The sequence below is a fragment of the Haloterrigena alkaliphila genome, assembly GCF_017352155.2.
GTDB lineage: Archaea > Halobacteriota > Halobacteria > Halobacteriales > Natrialbaceae > Haloterrigena > Haloterrigena alkaliphila.
Window position 1 is genome coordinate 1,979,506 of sequence record NZ_CP071462.1, and the last position, 21,217, is coordinate 2,000,722.

A 21,217-nucleotide genomic window follows, 5' to 3' on the forward strand; every position below is an offset into this window, starting at 1 on the left:
AATCCTTATGCACGTCGAGTCGGTTCAGTGAGACAGAATGGCACGTGAGAGCTGGGCGAGCCGCGCCGGATTCATTCTCGCTGCGGTCGGCAGCGCGATCGGGCTGGGGAACATCTGGCGGTTTCCGTGGATGACCGCGGAGAACGGCGGAAGCGCCTTTCTGCTGGTATATCTGCTCATCGTCCTCGGCGTCGGAGTACCGGGATTGCTGGCCGCGTTCGTGATCGGCCGGCGGTCGAACAGAAACCCGGTCGGTGCGTTCAAATCGCTCGCCGGATCGCGCGTTTGGACGGCGCTGGGCGCGCTCTGTGTGGTCACCTCGATCATGCTGATGTCGTTCTACAGCGTCGTCGCCGGCTGGATCCTTCGCTACTTCCTCGAGAGTGCGACGGGCGCCTATTTCGCGACTCCCGAGGCCCACTTCGCGGCGATCAGCTACGGCGCCGAAGCGTTCGGCTACCAGTTCGCCGTCCTCGCGGCCACGGCGCTGATCGTCACCGCCGGGATCAGACGCGGCATCGAGGCGACGACGAAGGTGATGATGCCCGGCATCGCCGTGTTGCTCGTCGGGCTCGCGGTCTGGGCGACCCAACAGCCCGGTGCCGCGCAGGGGTACGAGTTCTACCTCGGATTCGACGGCGCCTACCTCGCGGCGAACTTCCTGTCGGTGCTGGGGTCGGCCGCCGGTCAGGCGCTGTTCACCCTCTCGATCGGCAGCGGAACGATGATCACCTACGCGTCCTACGTCGACGACGACCGCTCGCTGCCCCTCGACGCCTCCGCCATCGCCGTGCTCAATCTCGGCATCGGTATCGTGGCCGGACTCGTGGTGTTCCCGCTGCTGTTTTCGTTTGCGGCGGGCCCAACCGAGGGCGGTCCCGGCGCCCTGTTCGTCGGTATCGCCGGCGCGTTCGCGAGCCTGCCCGGCGGGCGCCTCCTCGGCGCGGTCTTCTTCCTCGTCGTCCTCCTCGCAGCCCTGACGAGCCTGATCAGCATGCTCGAGATTCCGGTCTCGTTCCTGGTCGACGAGTTCGACCTCGAGCGGTCGACGGCGACCCGGGGACTGTTCGTGCTGGTCACGCTCACCGGCGGCGTCAATGCGTTCAGCCCTGCAGTGTTCACGTTGTTCGCGGACCACCTCGTCGATCTGTTTCTGGTACTCGGCCTGACCGGATTCATGCTGTACACGGCCTGGGTGCTCGGCCCGGCCGCGATCGACGAGTACCGCAACGGTGCGGGACCGATATCGCGTCCGCTCGCGATTCCGTGGCGGTACGCGATCGGGACCCTCTTCCCGACGTTCCTGCTCTTTACGTTCTACGCCGACGTCACGGCCCTGCTTGGTCTCTCGGTGGGAACGGGACTGTTAGCGGTCGCGGCGCTGCTGACGCTGGTGGCGTTCGTGTTGGTGGCCCGCCGCTCCGTCTCCGAGAACCGTCCCCACTCGAGCGACAACGCGGACTGACGATTAGTCGCTTCGGCGGTCATCGATCCTCTCCGCAACTGTTTCCATCCGCGTTCGGTTCTCGAGACGGTTTCAGCCGATCAATAGATTAGATATCCAAAAAAATCTGATCGAGATCGTCGAGGTCGAACAATCTGCCGAGTGAGACTACACGAACAAGCTTCGTAAGGAACGTCGACCGAACCTGGACTTCTGATCGAACCCGAGAGGGCAGTAGCGACGCTGCGGACGACGTCTCGACCGGTTCCTCTACCTCCGACGATGGCTCGCTCGGTGGCTCGAGCACGGTACCCCTCTTCCTCAAACTACAGAATTACATAATACTATAAAATAAGATAGATAACCGGTCCATCATTACGGAGAGTGGGTGAAGCCGTATGGATTGAAACGCCTCAAACCCGACGAATACGTGCAGAAATATCCTTCTTGGGCGTCAGAGCGATTTCGACGAGGATCACGGCGTTCGGGATGCAGTTCGGAGGCCTGAAACGAACATCCCGTTCTCAAAACGCCGCTTTCGTGCCTTTATCGGCTGTCTCGCCGTTTTTTCCATCGCTGTTGCACCGCGGGGGTACGATCGAGCAGGGATCCGCACAAAGCATAGTATTCTCGGTAGATCTACTATAGTAGCAGTATACATACTGTTTCCGTTCGGTTCGATGCGGTCGGAGATCTCGATTTCGCGCGGATCGGTGCCCGGTCGAGATCAGCCCAGCGTCTTCCAGTGGGAACCGCTTATGTGCGACTCGAGCGTAGGAGACGTATGGAAAGCGGCGGGAACGATGGACGATCCATCAAATCGAACGAGACGCTGTTCGCCATCGTCGAAGGCCTGAAGGAAACCGGCGGCGCGGGCGTGACCGAACTCGCGGATCGACTCGGTCTGGCCAAGAGTACCGTCCACAAACACCTCGTGACCCTCGAGCGCAACAGATACGCCGTCAAGGAGGACGGCCAGTATCGGCTCGGACTCCAGTTCTTCAACACCGGGGTCCACGTTCGAAACGGGTACGAGGTCTACCACGCCGCGAAGGATCGCATCGATCGGCTGGCCGCGGAGACCGACGAGGCGGCGTGGCTCATCGTCCACGAGAACGGCATGGGGATGTTCGTCTACGGGGTTCCACACAACGAGTCGTTCTCCTTCGATTCGACGATCGGGACGTGGGTCTATCTCCACGCGAACTCGGCCGGGAAGGCGATTCTGGCACACCTTCCCGAGGCGGAGGTGGAGTCGGTGATCGACCGTCACGGCCTTCCGGCCCAGACCGAAAATACGATCACCGACCGCGAGACGCTGTACGACGAACTCGAGGCGATTCGCGAGCGCGGGTACGCGATGAACTTCCAGGAGGACCTGCGCGGACTCCACGCCATCGCGACGCCGATCATCAGGGACGGGCGACCGGTCGCCGCCGTCACGATCGCCGGCGCCGCGAACCGCCTCACGAACGACCGGATCGAAGACGACCTCTACGAGGCGCTGCTCGAGGCGGTCGACGACATCGAACTCCGCCTCGTCTACGGGTAACCGTCGCCGTCGCAGGCGGTCCGCTTCGGGATGGGACGGGATGGGACGTGGACGAGACGGGACGGATCGGCGCCCGTTCACCTCGATTCGGTTTCTCGCCGGACTGGACCTCCACGGATCGGTAGCCATCTCACCGGTCGGGGCCCGGTGGACGCGGTGCTCGACGGCTTCCGTTCGATGATCGGAACGTCGAACCGGTCGGATCTCGCCGCGTGACGGTATCGTGCTTCGGGATTACGATTCCCGCTTCCAAAGATATATGGGACACAATAACGGAGAGTTTTACGATGAGCCTTGACACCGTGCAGCGAGTAGCAGTGCTAGGAGCCGGGAGCATGGGCCACGGTATCGCGGAGATCGCCGCGATCGGTGGCTACGACGTCACGATGCGTGACATCGAGGAGGAGATCGTTCAGGACGGGTACGACGACATCGAGTGGAGCGTCGAGAAACTCGAGGAGAAGGGCCAGATCGACGAGTCCGCCGAGACCGTCCTCGAGCGGATCGAGACGACGACGGACCTCGCCGACGCCGTCTCGGACGCGGACCTGGTCATCGAGGCCGTCCCCGAACAGATGTCGATCAAGGAGGACACGTTCTCGACGGTCGACGAGCACGCGCCCGATCACGCGATCTTGGCGTCGAACACCTCGAGCCTCTCGATCTCGGACATCGCGTCGGCGACCGATCGACCCGATCAGGTGGTCGGCCTCCACTTCTTCAACCCGCCGGTGAAGATGGACCTGATCGAGGTGACCTACGGCGAGGCGACGACCGACGAAACCGCGGAGATCGCCTACGAGTGGGCCGAGTCGATCGACAAGCAGCCGATCTACGTCCGCAAGGACGTCCACGGCTTCGTCGTCAACACCGTCCTCGTCCCGTTCATGGAGGAAGCCGCCTGGATGCTCTCGAACGACGAGACGACGGTCCAGGAGGCCGACGCCAGCATGGTCTACGAGCGGGGGTACCCGATGGGGCCGTTCGAACTCAACGACTTCGGCGGGATCGACATCGCGTACCACTTCCGCGACGAGTCCGGCCAGCCGGTTCCCCCGGCCATCGCCGAGAAGGTCGAGAACGACAATCTGGGGAAGAAGAGCGGCAAAGGGTTCTACGACTACGAGGAGGGTGACGGCGTCGACTACGGTCCCGAAGACGCGGGCAACTACGACACCCTCCGGACGGAGGCGGTGATGATCAACAAGGCCGCGTGGCTCGTCGGCAACGACGTCGCGACGCCCGACGCGATCGACCTCGGCTGTCGCCTCGGCGGGAGCTTCCCTGAAGGGATGTGCCGCCGCGGCGACCGCATCGGTCTCGAGGTCGTCCTCGAGAAACTCGAGGACCTTCACGACGAGTACGGCGAAGAGCGCTACGAGCCCGCCGACTACCTCGTCGAACTCGTCGAGGAGGGATGGACGGGCGAGGACGCCGGCAAGGGCTTCTACGACTACCGTGTGGACCCGCCGTACCACTACATCAACTGGGAGGTCGACGACGACGGCGTCCTCGCGATCGAACTCGACCGCCAGGAGCGGATGAACTCGATGTCCGACGACATGTTCATGGAGATCGATCGACTGCTCTCGGACGTCGACGTCGACGACGTCGCCTGCGTCGTCTTCGAGGGCGCCGGCGACAAGGCGTTCAGTTCCGGCGCGGACATCACGGGCTTCACGGCCGACGACCCCGCCGAGATCATGGACGTCGACGAGATGTTCCAGACGGTCTACGAGTTCCCCCGGCCGACGGTCGCGAAGATCGACGGCTTCTGTCTGGGCGCCGGCATCGAACTCGCGCTGGCCTGCGACATTCGCGTCGCGACCGAGGACTCGACCATCGGGACGCCCGAGACGAACCTCGGCGTGATCCCCGGCGGCGGCGCGACCCAGCGCCTCGTCCGCCTCGTCGGCGAAGCGAAGACGAAGGAGATGGTCTTCCGCGGCATGCAGTTCGACGCCGCTCAGGCCGAAGAGTGGGGCATCGTCAACTACGCCGTCTCCGATACTGACGAACTCGAGGATCAGGTCGGCGAGATCGTCGACGACCTCGTCTCGGGTCCGCCGGTCGCGCTCAAGGCCGCCAAGCGAGTGATCAACGACGGCCCCGAGGCCAGTCTCGAGGCGGCGCTGGCGATGGAGAAGCAGGCGTTCGCCGTGCTGGCGACGACCGACGACATGCTCGAGGGCGTGACGGCGTTCAGACAGAACCGCGAACCGCAGTTCGAGGGTGAGTGATCGTGAGCGCTTCGACGCGAAACGTCGCGATCGTCGGCGGCGGGCACGCGGACTGGGGTGAACGGGACGCCACCTGGAAGGACCTCGCCCAGGAGGGCGGGAAAGCGACGTTCGACGCCGTCCCCGACGTCGGCCCCGAGGATATCGAGGGGCTGTTCGTCGGCGCCGTGCAACCGGAACGATTCGCCTACCAGTCCCACGTCGCCCCGATGGTGGCCGAACTGCTGGGCATCGAGGTTACCGAGATGACCGCCCGGACGGAACTGGCCTGTGCCAGCGGACAGGCCGCGCTGCGGTACGCGTGGCTGGCGATCGCCGCGGGCCAACTCGACACCGCGCTCGTGCTCGGCGTCGAGAAGATGAACCTCGGCCGCGATTACGTTCCCGAGATGCAGGGATCGATGGCGAACGTCCTCGATCGGGAGTTCGACGGCGTCAACGGGCTGGCCGCGCCGCCCTTCTTCGCGTGGTACGCCCAGCGCCACATGCACGAACACGGGACGACCCGCGAGCAACTCTCGCTGGTCGCGGCGAAGAACAAGAGCAACGCCGCCAAAACCGACTTCGCCCAGTACCGAAAGGAGATCGACCCTGAGGACGTCCTCGAGTCGCCCGAGATCGCGCCGCCGCTGCACCTCTTCGACTGCAGCGGGATCACCGACGGCGCCGCGGGCGTGATCCTGATGAGCGAGGAGAAGGCCCGCGACGTGACCGACACCGCGGCCTGGATCACCGGCAGCGGCCAGTCCTCGATGGCGGGCAACTCGATCAACAACCTGCCGTCGTTCTCCGGCTGGCCGCAGGCCCGGAACGCGTCGCAGAACGCCTACGAGCAGGCCGGTATCGAGGACCCGCTCGAGGAGATCGACATCGCGGAGATCCACGACTGCTTCTCGATCAGCGAGATCATCGAGTACGAGGAACTGGGCTTCTGCGAGCGCGGCGAGGGCGGCCAGTTCATCGAGGACGGCCGCAGCCACCTCGACGGCGACGTGGCGGTCAACCCCCGCGGCGGCCTGCTGGGCTGTGGCCACCCGCTGGGCGCGACCGGCGTCTCGCAGGCCCTCGAAGTAACGCAGCAGTTCCAGGGCGAGGTATCGAGCGAGAGACAGGTAGAGGACCCGGAGACCGGCCTCATCCACAACCTCAGCGGGAGCGGGTCGGTCCACAGCGTGATGACGCTCGCGAGGGATCCACAATGAGCGATACGACAGATTCGAACGGCGGAGAGGGAGAGCGAGAGCGCGTCTCGGTGCCGAAAGAGATCGAGCTGCCCCGACTGCTCGACTTCTACGAGCTCCAGACCGAAGATCACACGAAGATCCACGAGTTCTACGACAACCTCCGGGACGGCCGGTTGACGACGACGCAGTGTACCGACTGCGACGCGGTCCACTACCCGCCCCGCATCGTCTGCCCCGAGTGTACGGGCGACGATCTCGAGTACGTGGACCTCCCCCACGAGGGCGAACTGTTCGCGTTCTCGGAAGTGCGGGGCGGCCTCCCGATGGGGCTTGCCGAACACGACGTGCCGTTCGTCGTCGGGGTCGTCGATCTGGGCCCGGTGCAGTTGTCGGCGCGGATCGACGACGCCTCGTACAGCGACCTCGAGATCGGGGATCCGGTCTCGCTGAAGATCGTCGAAATCGACGGCCCGGTCGACGAGGAGCGGGTTTTTTATCGGTTCGAGCCGACCGATGTTGACGAAGGTGACTCTCGATGAAGGACTACGAACTCACGCTGCAGGTCATGCTCGAGCGGGCCACTGACCTGTTCGGCCACAAGGAGATCGTCTCGGAACTGCCCGACGGCACGACCCACCGGTACACGTACGACGACGCCTACGACCGGATCGGGCAGCTGGCGAACGCCCTCGACGAGCTCGGCGTCGACGACGGCTCGCGCGTGTCGGTGATGGCGATCAACCACTACCGCCACTACGAACTGTACTTCGGTCCCGCCTGCAGCGGCCGGAGCATCCACATGACGAACCACATGCTCCCGGACGAGCACCTCGTCGAGATCGTCAACGAGGCCGAGGACGAGGTCGTCTTCGTCGATCCCCAGTTCGTCGAGACCGTCGAGGGCGTCGCCGACGACCTCGAGACGGTAGAGCACTACGTCGTGCTCGACGACGAAGTGCCCGAGACGGACCTCGAGCCGGTCGTCGCCTACGAGGACCTGCTGGCGGACCAGGACACCGACTACGACTGGCCAACCATCGACGAGGACGACGAGGCGGGGATCTGCTACACCTCCGGGACGACGGGGCTCCCGAAGGGGGCCGCTTACTCCCACCGGGACCTCTACCTTCACACGCTCACGCACGGCCACGTCGACGTCTTCGAGATCGGCGAGAACGACGCCGTGATGCCCGTCGTTCCGATGTACCACGTCAACGGCTGGGGGCTGCCCTACAGCGCGACGCTGTCCGGCTCGAAGCTGATCCTGCCGGGTCCCAAGACCGGCGCCGAGGAGATCGCCGAAGTCATCGACCGCGAGGAGGTGACCGTCACCGCCGCGGTGACGACGGTCTGGCTCGAGATGGCCGAGTTCTACGACGAGCGCGACGACGTCGAACTCGAGAGCCTCGACCGGGTTCTCATCGGGGGCACGTCGCCGCCCGAGTGGCTCATGGAGAAATTCGACAAGGAGATCGACGCGCCGATCCACCAGGGGTACGGCATGACCGAGGCCGCCCCGCACCTCGTCAACACGATGACGACGACCGAGGTGGCCGCCCTCCCGGAGAGCGAGCGCTACCAACAGCAGATGAAGCCCGGCATTCCGGCACCCGGCGTCCAGATCCGTCTACGGGATACGAGCGGCGAGCCGGTCCCCCACGACGGCGAGTCGACCGGCGAGATTCAGGCCCGCTCACCCTGGCTCATCGACGAGTACTACGCGCGCCCGGACGAGACCGAGGCGTCGTTCACCGACGACGGCTGGTTCAAGACCGGCGACGTCGGCACCATCGACGAGTACGGCTACCTCGAGGTCGTCGACCGCCTCGACGACGTCATCAAGAGCGGCGGCGAGTGGATCTCGTCGCTGGAACTCGAGAACGAGTTGATGTCCCACGACGACGTCGAGGAGGCGACCGTGATCAACGTCGAACATACGAAGTGGGACGAGCGACCCGTCGCCTACGTCGTCCAGCGCGGCGACCTCACCGAGGACGAGCTGAACGAGCACCTCCTCGAGCGGTTCCCCAAGTGGTGGCTCCCCGACGAGATCGTCTTCTGCGAGTCGATCCCCAAGACGACGACCGGCAAGTTCGACAAGAAGACGCTCCGGGACCGGTTCGAGCAGGAGCACGGGATCCTATCGGCTGACGAGTAACGCGGCGCGGACCCGTTTTTCGGCGTTTCGTTCGGCTCTCGACGAGCTGACTCGAACGGTCCGGACGCCGGATCGGGACTCAGCTCCGCAGGTTGCGACGGAGGAACCGTTCCATGTCCGTGAGGGAGGCGATCGGGCCGTCTCTCACCCGTTCTCGCGGGCCGTCATCGGAGGGAGTACACTGCACCGTTCTCGCGGTCGCTTCGGCCGGCGGGCTGTCGCCTAACGCCGAAAAGACGTCTCCGGAGCTATGCCCGAGGCCGTGAAGTTCGTAGAACGTGGTGTCGTGACAGATCTCGCGAGCCCGCTCGAACAGCAATTCGCTCTGTCCGTATCCGACGATGTGATCGTCGTTCCCGTGATAGAGGAGGAGCGGCGGGTCGTCGTCGGTCACGTACTCGAGCGGGCTGGCGTACCGGCCGGTTTCGGGATTTTCGCCGACGGTCTCCCCTACCAGAAGCGATTCCGGGGCCTCGTCGTGTTCGTACTCGTACGGGCTGTCCGGGTGGGCCGTTTCCCGCATCCGGTCGAGGGCCATGATCCCGTACCAGGAGACGGCGGCTTGGACATCGCTCGAGTGATTGGCGGGCCCATCGCCCTCGAATTCGTCGACATCGTTCGTCACCCCGGCGAGGGCGGCGAGATGGGCGCCTGCGGACGTCCCCCAGGTAGCGACGTTCTCCGCGTCGAGGCCGTAGTCGTCAGCACGGGCGCGGAGCCACCGGATAGCGGTGTTGACGTCGCGAATTTGCGCAGGGAACGTCGCCTCCGTCGCAAACCGGTACTCGATGCTCGCAACGGCGAACCCTTGCCGTGCGAAGTGTTCGAACATCGGTACCTCTGCCGGATCGGCCTTGTCCCCGTAGAGCCATTGCCCACCGTGAATGTAGACGACTACCGGTGCCGGGTGTGGCTTCCGTTGATCGGGGAGATACAGGTCGAGCCGAAGTTCGCCGTCGCTGTGGTCCTCGTGATCGACGTCCGGCCGTTCGGCGTACGTGAGGTTCTCGTGGCGTACGATCTCCTTCGAAGGCGTGGCCGGTGTACCCGCTGCACTGCCAGTCGACAGTGCGATCGCCGACCCAGCGATACCGAGTCTTCGAAGTACCGATCTCCGAGTCGTTCCGTTTCTCTTATCGTGAGTAGTCATGCCGACACAAGTGTGTGATATTGACACACTATATATCTCTTGGGCTGATTATCGGAGCGTGTCTCTGTTAGATAAGTAATATTATACGTTTTACCCTGATAGGCCGGTCTATGCTGAACAAACCGGCTATAGACTATTACCGACGACTCCGGCTGTGATTCGAATCAATCAGCGGACGTCGACTGAGAACGTCATTCGGAACCGATGGGAAAAGGGGCCGGACGGGTTCAGGTCGGCAGCTCGCGCCCGTAGAGCCCGGTCGGCTTCGCCAGTAAGACGAGGACGATCACGATAAACGCCGACATCCCGCCGAGGCGCGGCGAGATGGCCGACGTCGTGAACACCTCGAGGAAACCGATGATATAGGCGGCGATGACGCTGCCGCGGATCGAGCCGATCCCGCCGAGAATGACGATGGCGAACGCCAGGATGAGCGGCGTGAGCCCCATGTCGTAGGAGGCCGCTCGGTACGACCCGTAGAGGACGCCGGCGGAGCCGGCCAGGACGCCGGCGACGGTCCAGGTGAGCAGCGTGATGCGATCGGTCCTGATGCCCAGGAGCGCGGCGCCCTTCTCGTTCATGCTCGTGGCGATGATCGCCTGTCCGACTTTCGTGTAGTTGACGAACACGAAGAGCCCGATGATGAACACCCACGAGAGTGCGAATATTAGCAGATTGTTGTAGAGAAAGGAGACGCCGGCGAGCGACGTACTTCCACCGAGCAGTTGCGGGACGGACCGCGACTGGGTGCCGATCGCCGCCTCGAGGACGTACTCGACGACGAGTCCGGCGAGCAGCGTGAGGATCAGGACGTTTATGCCGTCCTCGATGTGGCTCACGAAGACGCGATACAGCAGGGCGTGAAACAGCGCACCCGCCGCGATCGCGGCGACGAGACCGATCCAGATGCCGTAGCCGAAGCCGGCGACGTACCAGGCGGTAAACGCACCGATCGTGATCGTCCCGCCGTGTGCGAGGTTGGCCTGTCCCGCGACGCCGAAGACGAGGGTGAATCCCATCGCGATGAGGGCGTACAGCGATCCGAGAATCACCGTGTTCGCGGCGATGCTAACGATGTCGACCATGGGTCAGAACCACGAGGGGCGACGGTAGTCCGACGTGGACAGGTCCTCCGGATGGATGACCTGCTGCAGTCCCTCGCCGTCGGTGTCCTGCCACTGGAAGTTGACTCGCCGAAGGTAGTCCTCGCCGAACTTCGCGTCGTGCGGGTACTCGTGATCTTTCCCGTTGAACTCGATCGTCCCGCGCGTTCCCTCGAAGCTCGCCTCGGCCAGTGCCGGAACGATGTCCGCCGCGTCCGTCGACTCAACCTGTTCGACGACGTCGGCCCACATCTTGAGGCCGTCGTAGGTCGCGTACGCGAAGGCGTCGTTGGGGTAGACGCCGAACTCCTCGTAGTAGCTCTCGGCGAACGGTTTCGTCTTCTCGGAGAGCTCCGCGGTGTGGACCGCGGGCGCGTTGCTGATCGCGTACTGGGGCGTCCCGTCGAATCGCTCGTACGATCCGGGGTCGACGATCTGGGAGATCTGTCCGCAGACGGCGAACTCGCGTTCCTCGTTTCGCCACTGGACCAGCGCCGGGGCGGCGGTGTGTGCCTGCCCCATGACGACGGCGTCGGCCTCTTCGGACTCGATGCCGTCGAAGAACGGCGTGAAGTTCTCGGTGCTGGCCGGATACCGCTCGTTGAACACGACCTCGAGTCCCTGCTCCTCGAGCAGGCCCGGGAGGACCTGCGTGAACGACTGGGTCCAGTCGAACTCCTCGTTGAGCAGCGCGATCCGGTCCCACTCGCCCTGCTCGTTCATGTGTCCGGCCATGTCAGCGATCGACGCGATCCAGCGGGTCGCGTTCCCGTACGGCCGGAACTGGTACTTGTACGTCTCGTAGTCCTCGGCGAGCATCTCGGCGATCTCCGGCGAGGTGTGGCCGCCGCTCATGTGGATCGTCTCGTGTTCGGCGATATCGGACATGATCCCCTTCATTACCTCCGTTCTGAACACCCCGGTCGTCACGTCGACCTCCTGCTCGTACACGAGTTCGACGTATCGATTACTGGCCGTTTCCGCCTCGCCCTGCGTGTTCTCGACGAGCAGTTCGACGTCCTCGCCGAGGACGCCGCCGTCGTCGTTGAGTTCTTGGACGGCCAGTTCGGCGGCCTGTTTCTGGGCCGTTCCCTGCGGTGCGCTCTCCGGCTTGAACGCGAGCGAGCCGATCGTAATGCCGCCACCGCTGCTATCCGAGCCACCGATACCGAGACAGCCGGCGACGGACGCGGTCGCGCCGATACCGGCCAGTCCGACGAACTGTCGCCTGTTCATGCCGCTCGTCTCGCAAGTTCTATGTGGCTGCTTGTCACGCATATGGTGTGGGTGAACACGGGTATAAATAAGCTTACTGGTAATAGCCCACGTATTCCACGTAGAGCAGGGGCCCGGGAGCGGCTGACGGGCACCACGGACCACTCGATCCGTCGCAATGGACCACCATCCCACTGGCCGTTTCGGATCGCTACTGACCGCCAGTCACGACTTGCTGGTCCGTGGGCATCGCCGGTCGGTTCCACCCACGAACGTCACACCCGCCCACGAACGGATGTCACGCCTACCCACGAACGGGCGTCACACCGGTCGATCCGGTCCGATCGAACCGCTCTCAGCGAGCGGCGAGACAGTTCCTGTGAGCGGACGAGTCGCCACTCAGTAGAAAGATATATGCGCCGTGCTAGAACATACGAGTGCAAGTGATGGTATGACACACCGAGTCAGTAACCCACGGTATCTCGTTGGCATCGTCTGCCTGATTGTCTTAGCTTCCGCACCGCTGCTGCTCGACGTCCTGACGCTCAGACAGCTTTCCAGCGCGCTGTTCCTGGGGATGTTCGCGATGAGTTGGGACTACGTCTCCGGCTACACCGGCCAACTGAGCTTCGGACACAGCATGTTCTTCGGGATCGGCGGCTACACCGCGGCCGTGCTCAACCTCAACTTCGGATACAGCCCGGTTCTGACGATCCTCGCGGGAACCGTCGCCGCGGGAATCGCCGGTCTCCTCGTCGGCGTTCCGGCGCTCCGACTTCGGGGTCCGTACCTCGCGCTCATCACGCTGATCGTCCCGCTCGTGCTCGTCCAGATCGTCAACATCTTTCCCGACACGCTCGGCGGCGAAGGCGGCCTGCAGGGGTTGGATCCCCTGATCGCGGTCGACGAACCCATCGGAATCCTCTCGGCGATCGGCTTCGAAGGGACGTTCGAACACAGAGTGGTCGTCTACTACTACGTCGCACTCGCGCTATTTCTGGCGATCTACGCCCTGTTCTACGTGTTCACGCGCTCGTACGTCGGGTCGATCTTCACGGCGATCCGCGAGGACGAGGACGCGGTGCGGGCCGTCGGGGTCAACGCGGCGAAATTCAAGGTGTTCGCGTTCACCATGAGCGGTGTCATCGGTGGGCTGGCGGGGGCCACGCTCGTCCACACCGTCAGCAATCCGGCACCAGGTCAGATCCTCGAACTGTTCGTCAGTGTCGAAGTCGTCCTGATCGGGTTCCTCGGCGGCATGGGGACGATCACCGGTCCCGCCGCGGCGGGGATCGTCTGGTACTTCGTCAAAGACGCGCTCCAGACGAGCAACGCCGCGATTCCGATTCTCGGCACCCCCATCGGCGAAATTTGGCAGGTGCTGTTCTTCTTCGTCGCGCTACTGGTGCTGTTCGCGCTACCCAAGGGCGTGCTCCCGTGGCTCTCCGACCTGAGTCGCACCGTCATGGAGCGGCGAGAACAGCGCGCGGAACCGGCTTCCTGAGACTGACTGCAAGACAACGACAATGAGTACGCATTCGACCCACTCGGCTGACGAAACGGCACAGACGGAGGACGTTCTCCGACTCGAGAACGTCACGAAACAGTTCGGGAGCGTCACGGCGGTCGACGACCTCTCGTTTACCGTCCACGAGGGCGAGATCCTGGGATTCATCGGCCCGAACGGGGCCGGTAAATCGACCACGTTCGACTGCGTGTCCGGGACCTTTCCGCCGACCAGCGGGACGATCACCTACCGCGGCGAGGACGTCACCGGCCGTCCCCAGCACGCCCTCGTCCAGAAGGGGATCGCTCGCACGTACCAGACGTTCCGCCCGCTGAACGACCGCACCGTCCTCGAGAACATCGCCCTCTCGCAGGTCCCCGACTCGCTGTTCTCGCTGTCGGACTTCCGCGCCGACACCGAAGAGCGAGCTCGCGAAATCTGCGAGCGGGTCGGACTGGAGCAGTACGCGTCCCAGCGGCCGGACGAACTCCCCCACGCCGGCTTGCTTCGACTCGAGGTCGGTCGCGCCCTCGGCACCGATCCCGACCTCCTGCTGGTCGACGAGCCCTTCGCCGGGCTCACGTCCGACGAAGTCGATCGCACCACGGAGCTCTTCCGTTCGCTGCGCGAGGACGGGATGACGCTGGTCGTCATCGACCACAACATGCACGGCCTGCTCGACCTCGTCGACCGCGTGATCGTCATCTCCTTCGGCGAGAAGATCGCGGACGGAACGCCGGCGGAGATCCGGAACGATCCCGCCGTCCAAGAGGCGTACCTCGGAGGTGAACTCTGATGGGAGCCGACTCGAGCGAGTCGCTGTTGTCCGTCTCGGATCTCCGGGTCTCGTACGGCAAAGTGACGGCGCTCGACGGCGTCGATCTCGACGTCCAGCCGGGCGAAACCATCGGGGTCATCGGCCCGAACGGCGCGGGCAAGTCCACGCTCGTCGACACCATCAGCGGGTTTCTGGAGTACGAGGGCAGCATCACCTACCGCGGCCAGGAGGTCTCGGAGTCGTCGACGCACGACCTCGTCAAGAACGGGCTGTTCTACTGCACCGAGCGGCGGAACCTGTTCGGCCAGATGAGCGTCGAGCGGAACCTTCGGCTCGGCTCGTACCTGAACGACGGTGGCGAAGCCGAGCGGCTGGAAGAGGTCTTCGACCTGTTCCCGCGACTGAAAGAGCGACGCGACCAGGACGCCGAGAGCCTGAGCGGCGGCGAACAGCAGATGCTCTCGCTCGGACGCGGGCTGATGAGCGATCCGGAGTTTTTGATCCTCGACGAGCCGTCGATCGGCCTCGCGCCGGTCGTCCTCGACGACATCAGCGAGGCGCTGACCGCTATCACGGAGCTGGACGTGACGGTCATGCTCTGCGAGCAGAACATCACGTTCGCGCTCGAGCACGCCGATCGGCTCTATCTCCTCGAGAACGGGACCGTTCGACGGACGGGGACGACGGAGTCGCTACAGTCCGACGAGTTCGTCGAGTCGTACATCGGCGGCTGAAGAGGACCTCGTTCGCCGGTCGAGCCGGTTCCTGTCCGTATCGCTGACCGTTTTGCCGCTTCTTCCGTTTACTACTGTTGGACACCGTCGGTCCCTCGGCGACCGATTCGCGCTATCGTCGATACTGGATTGCTACCCGTGACCGGTAGGTCGTCGTCGGCGTCCGTTCTCTCCGCCGATATCCCGCGTTCCTGCGACTTTACCGACGCATACCTGTACTCGCGGAACTCATGCGCTGCCTACGTCCAAAAATAATGGACGGTCTCAGATCGCCAGACTGGCGCGACTCGCCCGCTCGAGTCGATGGAGCGACCGTGTAATTACAGATGTATGGCTGTAATGAAGTGTTCACGCATTCAGCGCAGGAGAGAGCGAGGTTCGTCCGTCGCTACGGCGTTCGCCGGCGTTGCCCGATCGGCGTCTAACATAATCGGACTATTTAAGGAGAGCGAGAGGTACCATACGGGTATGCCCGACGGCACGCCCCCCATGAAATCGGTGCTCCGCGCGTTCGACGTACTGGACGTCCTCTGGGAGACGAACGGTGCAGGTCCGTCTGCAGTCGCGGCTCAAATGGACGTCCCCAAGAGCACGGCTCACGTCTACCTGCGAACGCTTCAGGAGACGGGCTACGTCGTCAACGAGGGCGGCGAGTACCGACTCAGCCACCGGTTCCTGTCGATGGGATCGCGGATCAAGCACCGAAACAACCTCTTCCAGGTGTCGGAACCGAAACTCCGGGAACTCGCGACGGAGACGGGCGAGCTAGTCACGCTCGTCGTCGAGGAAGCGGGGCAGTCGGTGATCCTACACAAGGAGTCCGGCGAGCGCTCGCTCGAGTTGGGGATCTACTCGGGAATGATCATCCCGCTGCACTCGAACGCGACGGGGAAGGCGATCCTCGCGCACCTGCCGGACGACCGGATCGAGACCATCGTCGACACGCACGGACTCGAGCGGTTGACGGCTGAGACGATCACGGACAGGAAGGTACTGTACGCGGAACTGGAGGCCGTTCGGGAACGCGGCTACGCCGTCGACTGGGATCAGCAGGTCAAGGGGATGGGACTGATCGGTGCACCGATCGAGATCGACGACCGTCTGCAGGGCGCCGTCGGCGTGGCTTGCCCGACCGGCCGCATGAAAGACGAGACGTACCAGAACGAACTCCTGCAGCGGCTCCAGGGGACGATCGATTCGATCACGATCAAGTACCGGTACGGGACGTGACGGGCGGGCCATGGCCGCTCGAGAGGGGGTTCCGATCACACGTGGATCATTCCCTGGACACCTGCGAGCACCTCTCTCAGCGACGATTTACGCCGCGTTCGCTGCTGGGGACTGATATCAGTTCGTCCGCTCTACGTCGGTGTCGCATTGCGTTTCTTTATACCGAACGTTAGGCCCTCAAGCTGCGGTACCGGCTCAGGATTCGTTTTTTGGCAGGGAAATCGCTCGAGTTGCGCGCACTCCGCAGGAAGAGATTCGCAGATTAGGCTACTCGTTCGATGGCAGCGAACAGCGAGCCACGCGAAACAGCAGTCCGGTAGCCGACTTCCCGTCGGTGTTGGTCACGACCTCACCTCTCGACCCGAATGTATTCGTCCGTCCCTTTTTCCATAATCATTAATACCACCGCTAACGCCTCCCATACATAGACGAGTAATCTGTATGGAGTTCATCGACACATTCAACCGAACCGTTCGACGACACGCGTCGGAGACGGCCGTCGTTACCGACGACGGGCGATCGATGACGTACGGGGAGCTAGACGACCGAACGACTCGACTCGCGAACGCGCTGGACGAGCGCGTTCCCGAGCGACGGACGGCGACGCTGGCGGTCAACGGCCCGATGCCCATCGAAATGATGATCGCGGGCCAGAAACGCGGCCGCGGCAACGTGCAACTGCCGTTCCGCGACAGTCCGGGCGCGCTCGCCTCGATGCTCGAGCCGACGGACGCGGCGATCCTCGTCTTCGACGACGCGAACGCCGACAAGGCGCTCGAGGTCCTCGAGCGAACGGAGATCGAACTGGGCGTGCACGCGGGCGAGCGCTCGATCGACCGCGAGGACGTCGAGTCCTACGACGTCGTCCTGTCGGACGCGTCGACCGACGACGTGGAACCGCATCCGGACTACGAACACGGCGTGTTCTACACGAGCGGGACGACGAGCAAGCCGAAGGCCGTGCTGTTCGGTCAGGAGGAGCTGTGGCACGGGAGCACGCAGGTGATCATGGAGATGGGGATCGAGGAGACCGACACGGCGCTGGTCACGACGCCGTGGTATCACATGGTGACCTGCGACGCCTGGATCCTGCCCCACATTCAGGCCGGCGCGACGCTGGTCGTCCAGTCCGACTTCGATCCGGACGAGACGCTCCAGTTCATCGCCGAGCACGACGTGACCGGGCTCCTCGCGGTCCCGACGCAACTGCACGGCATCGCGGATCGCCAGCGCGAGGCGGGGTACGATATCGACACCCTCTCGTACATCCGGACCGGCGGCTCGATCGTCACGGAGCGGCTCGTCGAGAAGGCCTCGGAACAGCTGACCGACGGCGTCTACAACACGTACGGACTGACCGAGGGCGGCCCGAACCTGACGTTCGCTCACCCGTCCGTCCAGGAGGAACACACGGGCTCGATCGGCAAGGAGTCGTTCGTCTCCGAGGTGCGGGTCGTCGAGGCCGCCGACCCCGACGAGGATCCGGACCCCGACGCGACCGTCGGCCCAGGCGGCACGGGAGAGGTGCTCGTCCGCGGTCCCGGCACCTGCGACGGTTACCTGGATCGCCCCGAGGCGACCGAACGACTGCTCGTCGACGACGAGTGGATCCGCACGGGCGACGTCGCCGAGGTCGACGAGGACGGCTTCCTCTACATCGTCGGCCGCGTCGACAACATGATCGTCAGCGGCGGCGAGAACATCTACCCCGAGGAGGTCGAGGAGGTCGTCGAGACCTACGAGGGCGTCGACGAGGCCGTCGTCGTCGGCCTCGAGGACGAACAGTGGGGCCACCGCGTCGCCTGCGTCGTCTGTACGAACGAGGACATAGAGACCGACGACCTCGACCGGTTCTGTACGGAGCACGACCACCTCGCGAACTTCAAGCGGCCCCGCGAGTACGTGGTGACCACGGAATCGCTGCCGCGAACCGACACCGGAACCGTCGAACGGGAGACGGTCTACACCGAGTTCTTCGGCGAGTAGCGCGGCCGACCGTCCCGGGGTCGACCCGGACAGTATATTTATCACGTCCCTCGGAATAGAGCGCTACCGATGTACACCGAGATACTCCCCGACGTGTACGATATCACGGTACAGGACGATGGCGAGGCCAGATACCGGGCCTTCCTCGTCGACGCCGACGTCCCGACGCTCGTGGACGCGGGACTGCCGGACACGACGGACGCGCTGTTCGAGGGCCTTGAGGAGATCGGCCTCGAGCCAGAGCGGGTGATCGTCACCCACGGCGACGGCGACCATTCCGGGGGCCTCGAGGCCGTGCGGGAGCGCTACGACGTCACGGTGTTCGTTCCGGAGGGCGAAGCCGTCGACGACGCGCTCGTCGACCGACGCTACGGCGACGGCGACGAGATCGGGCCGTTCACGGCCGTCCACGTCCCGGGACACACGCCCGGCCACCACGCGCTGGTCGCCGAGGACGACGACTTCGCAGTCCTCGCCGACGCGGTCTTCGGCTCGGACTCCCGGGGCCTCCCCGAAGGGTACTTCGTCCTCCCCACCGCCTACTTCTCCGCGGATCTCGAGGCCGCCGACCAGAACCTCGAGCGACTCCTCGAGTACGAGTTCGACGCCGGACTGGTCTTCCACGGCTCGTCGGTGCTGTCGGACGCGCGCGAGAAACTCGAGGCGTTCGTCGAGTTCAGTGCCAAACCGTAGCAGATGGACGGAAGCCGTAGTGGATCGATCGATCGGTGACGAACCGCAACGGGCCGCTCGGTATGGCGGTCGTTCCCGCCCGCCATGGAAAACGCTTTCACCCCGTTCGAACAATAGCTCCGGTATGTCGGTCACGAACTTGTTCGATCCCAGCGGTATCGCGGTCGTCGGGGCCTCCGCGACGCCGGGGAAGATCGGGTACGAAGCGATGAGCAACGCGATCGAATTCGGCGGGCCGGTGTACCCGGTCAACCCGTCGGCCTCGGGGACCGTCTTCGACCGGGAGTTCGTCTCCTCGGTGACCGAGATCGACGGCGACGTGGATCTGGCGCTGCTGTGCGTCCCCGCGTCGGTGGTTCCGGACGTCGTCGCCGAGTGCGGCGAGGCGGGCATCGGCGCCGCGATCATCTTCGCCGGCGGCTTCTCGGAAGCGGGCCCGGAGGGTGAGGAGCTACAGGAACGTCTCGTCGCGGCCGCCGACGAGGGCGACGTCTCCCTGCTCGGCCCGAACACGAGCGGGTTTCTGGCGCCCTCGAAGGATCTGTACGCGACGTTCGCGACGGACATCGAGAGCATCCCCGCCGGAAACCTGGCGATCGTCGCCCAGAGCGGCGGGCTGGCGTACGCGGTCGCGTTTCAGGCCGAGAACGCCGGGATCGGAATCTCGGCGATGGTCGGTCTCGGGAACCGGGCCAACGTCGGCTTCCGGGAGGCGATCGAGTACTTCGACGGCGACGCGGAGACCGACGCGATCCTCCTCCACGTCGAGGGGACCGATCGGGGACGGGACCTCCTCGAGACCTGCCGCGAGTCCGAGACGCCGGTCGTGGCCTACAACGTCGGCGAGCAGGACGTCGGCGACTTCGCGGAGTCCCACACCGGCGCGCTCACCGGCGAGTACGAACTGTACGAGGCCGGCTTCGCCCAGTACGGGGTCCCGACGGTCCGCTCGTCGCCCGAACTGCTGGACGCCGGCCAGGCGCTCGCGACCTGTCCGGAACCGGACGGGCCGAACGTCGGCGTCGTCACCGCCCAGGCCGGGCCGGGAATCGCGATCACGGACCGGCTGAAGGCCGCGGGGGCGAGGCTGCCGTCGCTCACCGAGGAGACCCAGGACGTCGTCGAGGAAATCCTCCCCGGAATCACGTTCTCGGCCAACCCGGTCGACACCGCCCGACCCATGCCCGAGTTCGGCGACGTGGTCGCCGCCGTCGCCCGCGACGACAACGTCGACATCGTGCTGGTCTACGAACTGTACGAGGGCGGGCTCGGCTACCCGACCGAGGCGCTCGAGGGCCTCGTCGACGAGGTGGAAAAACCGATCGTCTTCGCCACCGGCGGTCCCAGGGCGATCCTCGACGAGAAATTGCCCGCGCTCGAGGACCTCGGCATCCCGACCTACCGGGCGCCGGAACGCGCGGCCGACGGCGTCGGCGCGCTCGTGCAGTACGCCCGGCGTAACGCCGATCCGGAACTCGCCGCGGACGAGGGGGTGAGCGCGGATGACTGAGCCGACCGATCCGATCGAGGCGGCCCTCGCCGAGGGGCGGACCGCGCTGACCGAGGCCGAAGCGAAGGGGCTGCTCGCCGAGCGGGGGCTGACGGTCCCCGACGGCGAGACCGTCCGCTCGCCGGACGCGGCGGTCGAGGCGGCCGAGTCGCTTGGCTACCCCGTCGTCGTCAAGGTCGCCGCGCCGTCGGTCCAGCACAAGAGCGAGTGGGCCGGCGGGATCGGCGTCCACGTGAACCTCGAGGGTCCGGACGCGGTGCGAACGGCCGCCGCGGAGATTCTCGAGGCCGCGGCGGAACGCGACGTCGACGCCGCGGTGCTCGTCGAGGAGGCCGTCGATCTCGACGCCGGCCTCGAGGTCATCGTCGGCGGCACGCGCGACCCGTCGTTCGGCCCGACCGTCCTCGTCGGCCTGGGCGGGGTGACGGTCGAGGTGTTGCAGGACACGAGCCACCGGCTCGCGCCGATCTCGACGGCCGAGGCGGTCGCGATGACTCGCGACCTCGAGGCGTCGCCGCTGTTCGACGGCTACCGCGGATCGCCGGCGGTCGACCGCGAGGCTGTCGCCGAGGCCATCGTCACCGTCGGCGACCTGCTGGACGCCCGCGAGGAGATCACCGAGATCGAGGTCAATCCGCTGCTGGCGCAGTCGGACCGAGCGGTCGCGCTCGACGCGCTGGTGTCGCTGGACGACTGACGCCGTCCGCGCGGTCGCCTCGCTCCCGTAGGATGC

At 64.9% G+C, this 21,217-nt stretch carries 17 protein-coding genes; 14 read left to right on the plus strand and 3 right to left on the minus strand.

Annotated elements, in window-relative coordinates:
• Nucleotides 1–37: 37 nt before the first annotated feature.
• From J0X25_RS28425 to J0X25_RS28450, 6 genes are all read left to right on the plus strand, one after another.
• Entirely contained in the window at nucleotides 38–1,465 is a 1,428-nt protein-coding gene (locus tag J0X25_RS28425) for a sodium-dependent transporter (RefSeq protein WP_207287228.1), read from the plus strand.
• A 763-nt stretch (nucleotides 1,466–2,228) separates the two neighbouring features.
• The gene (locus J0X25_RS28430) at nucleotides 2,229–2,996 is read left to right on the plus strand and encodes an IclR family transcriptional regulator (protein WP_207287229.1); all 768 of its coding nucleotides are present in this window, start codon (nucleotides 2,229–2,231) and stop codon (nucleotides 2,994–2,996) included.
• 287 nt (nucleotides 2,997–3,283) lie between these two features.
• Entirely contained in the window at nucleotides 3,284–5,236 is a 1,953-nt protein-coding gene (locus J0X25_RS28435) for a 3-hydroxyacyl-CoA dehydrogenase/enoyl-CoA hydratase family protein (protein WP_207287230.1), read from the plus strand.
• A 2-nt stretch (nucleotides 5,237–5,238) separates the two neighbouring features.
• A complete protein-coding gene (locus J0X25_RS28440; RefSeq protein ID WP_207287231.1) occupies nucleotides 5,239–6,438 on the plus strand; it encodes a thiolase family protein in 1,200 nt (399 codons plus the stop codon).
• Complete coding sequence (locus tag J0X25_RS28445) at nucleotides 6,435–6,959, plus strand: Zn-ribbon domain-containing OB-fold protein (protein WP_207287232.1); 525 nt, start codon at nucleotides 6,435–6,437, stop codon at nucleotides 6,957–6,959. The genes J0X25_RS28440 and J0X25_RS28445 overlap by 4 nt, the downstream gene beginning before the upstream one ends.
• On the plus strand, nucleotides 6,956–8,578 hold the full coding sequence (locus tag J0X25_RS28450; protein WP_207287233.1) for a long-chain-fatty-acid--CoA ligase: 1,623 nt from the start codon (nucleotides 6,956–6,958) through the stop codon (nucleotides 8,576–8,578). The genes J0X25_RS28445 and J0X25_RS28450 overlap by 4 nt, the downstream gene beginning before the upstream one ends.
• 79 nt (nucleotides 8,579–8,657) lie before the next feature.
• Here J0X25_RS28450 and J0X25_RS28455 read toward each other — a convergent pair whose 3' ends face one another.
• From J0X25_RS28455 to J0X25_RS28465, 3 genes are all read right to left on the minus strand, one after another.
• A complete protein-coding gene (locus J0X25_RS28455; protein ID WP_207287234.1) occupies nucleotides 8,658–9,728 on the minus strand; it encodes an alpha/beta hydrolase in 1,071 nt (356 codons plus the stop codon).
• A gap of 227 nt (nucleotides 9,729–9,955) precedes the next feature.
• Entirely contained in the window at nucleotides 9,956–10,813 is an 858-nt protein-coding gene (locus J0X25_RS28460) for a branched-chain amino acid ABC transporter permease (protein WP_207287235.1), read from the minus strand.
• A gap of 3 nt (nucleotides 10,814–10,816) precedes the next feature.
• Entirely contained in the window at nucleotides 10,817–12,067 is a 1,251-nt protein-coding gene (locus tag J0X25_RS28465) for an ABC transporter substrate-binding protein (RefSeq protein WP_207287236.1), read from the minus strand.
• 430 nt (nucleotides 12,068–12,497) lie between these two features.
• On the opposite strand from J0X25_RS28465, the gene J0X25_RS28470 reads away from it, so the two are divergent.
• The 8 genes from J0X25_RS28470 to J0X25_RS28505 all read left to right on the plus strand — a co-directional run bounded on the left by J0X25_RS28470 (nucleotide 12,498) and on the right by J0X25_RS28505 (nucleotide 21,181).
• The gene (locus J0X25_RS28470; RefSeq protein ID WP_207287237.1) at nucleotides 12,498–13,550 is read left to right on the plus strand and encodes a branched-chain amino acid ABC transporter permease; all 1,053 of its coding nucleotides are present in this window, start codon (nucleotides 12,498–12,500) and stop codon (nucleotides 13,548–13,550) included.
• Between the two features lie 22 nt (nucleotides 13,551–13,572).
• A complete protein-coding gene (locus tag J0X25_RS28475; RefSeq protein ID WP_207287238.1) occupies nucleotides 13,573–14,349 on the plus strand; it encodes an ABC transporter ATP-binding protein in 777 nt (258 codons plus the stop codon).
• A complete protein-coding gene (locus J0X25_RS28480) occupies nucleotides 14,349–15,065 on the plus strand; it encodes an ABC transporter ATP-binding protein (RefSeq protein WP_207287239.1) in 717 nt (238 codons plus the stop codon). The genes J0X25_RS28475 and J0X25_RS28480 overlap by 1 nt, the downstream gene beginning before the upstream one ends.
• 468 nt (nucleotides 15,066–15,533) lie before the next feature.
• Complete coding sequence (locus J0X25_RS28485; protein ID WP_207287240.1) at nucleotides 15,534–16,295, plus strand: IclR family transcriptional regulator; 762 nt, start codon at nucleotides 15,534–15,536, stop codon at nucleotides 16,293–16,295.
• Nucleotides 16,296–16,736: 441 nt separating this feature from the next.
• A complete protein-coding gene (locus tag J0X25_RS28490; RefSeq protein WP_207287241.1) occupies nucleotides 16,737–18,281 on the plus strand; it encodes a class I adenylate-forming enzyme family protein in 1,545 nt (514 codons plus the stop codon).
• Nucleotides 18,282–18,350: 69 nt separating this feature from the next.
• On the plus strand, nucleotides 18,351–18,974 hold the full coding sequence (locus J0X25_RS28495; RefSeq protein ID WP_207287242.1) for an MBL fold metallo-hydrolase: 624 nt from the start codon (nucleotides 18,351–18,353) through the stop codon (nucleotides 18,972–18,974).
• Nucleotides 18,975–19,098: 124 nt separating this feature from the next.
• Nucleotides 19,099–20,484, plus strand: a complete 1,386-nt coding sequence (locus tag J0X25_RS28500; protein ID WP_207287243.1) for a CoA-binding protein — start codon at nucleotides 19,099–19,101, stop codon at nucleotides 20,482–20,484.
• The gene (locus tag J0X25_RS28505) at nucleotides 20,477–21,181 is read left to right on the plus strand and encodes an acetate--CoA ligase family protein (RefSeq protein ID WP_207287244.1); all 705 of its coding nucleotides are present in this window, start codon (nucleotides 20,477–20,479) and stop codon (nucleotides 21,179–21,181) included. The genes J0X25_RS28500 and J0X25_RS28505 overlap by 8 nt, the downstream gene beginning before the upstream one ends.
• The last annotated feature ends 36 nt before the right edge of the window (nucleotides 21,182–21,217 follow it).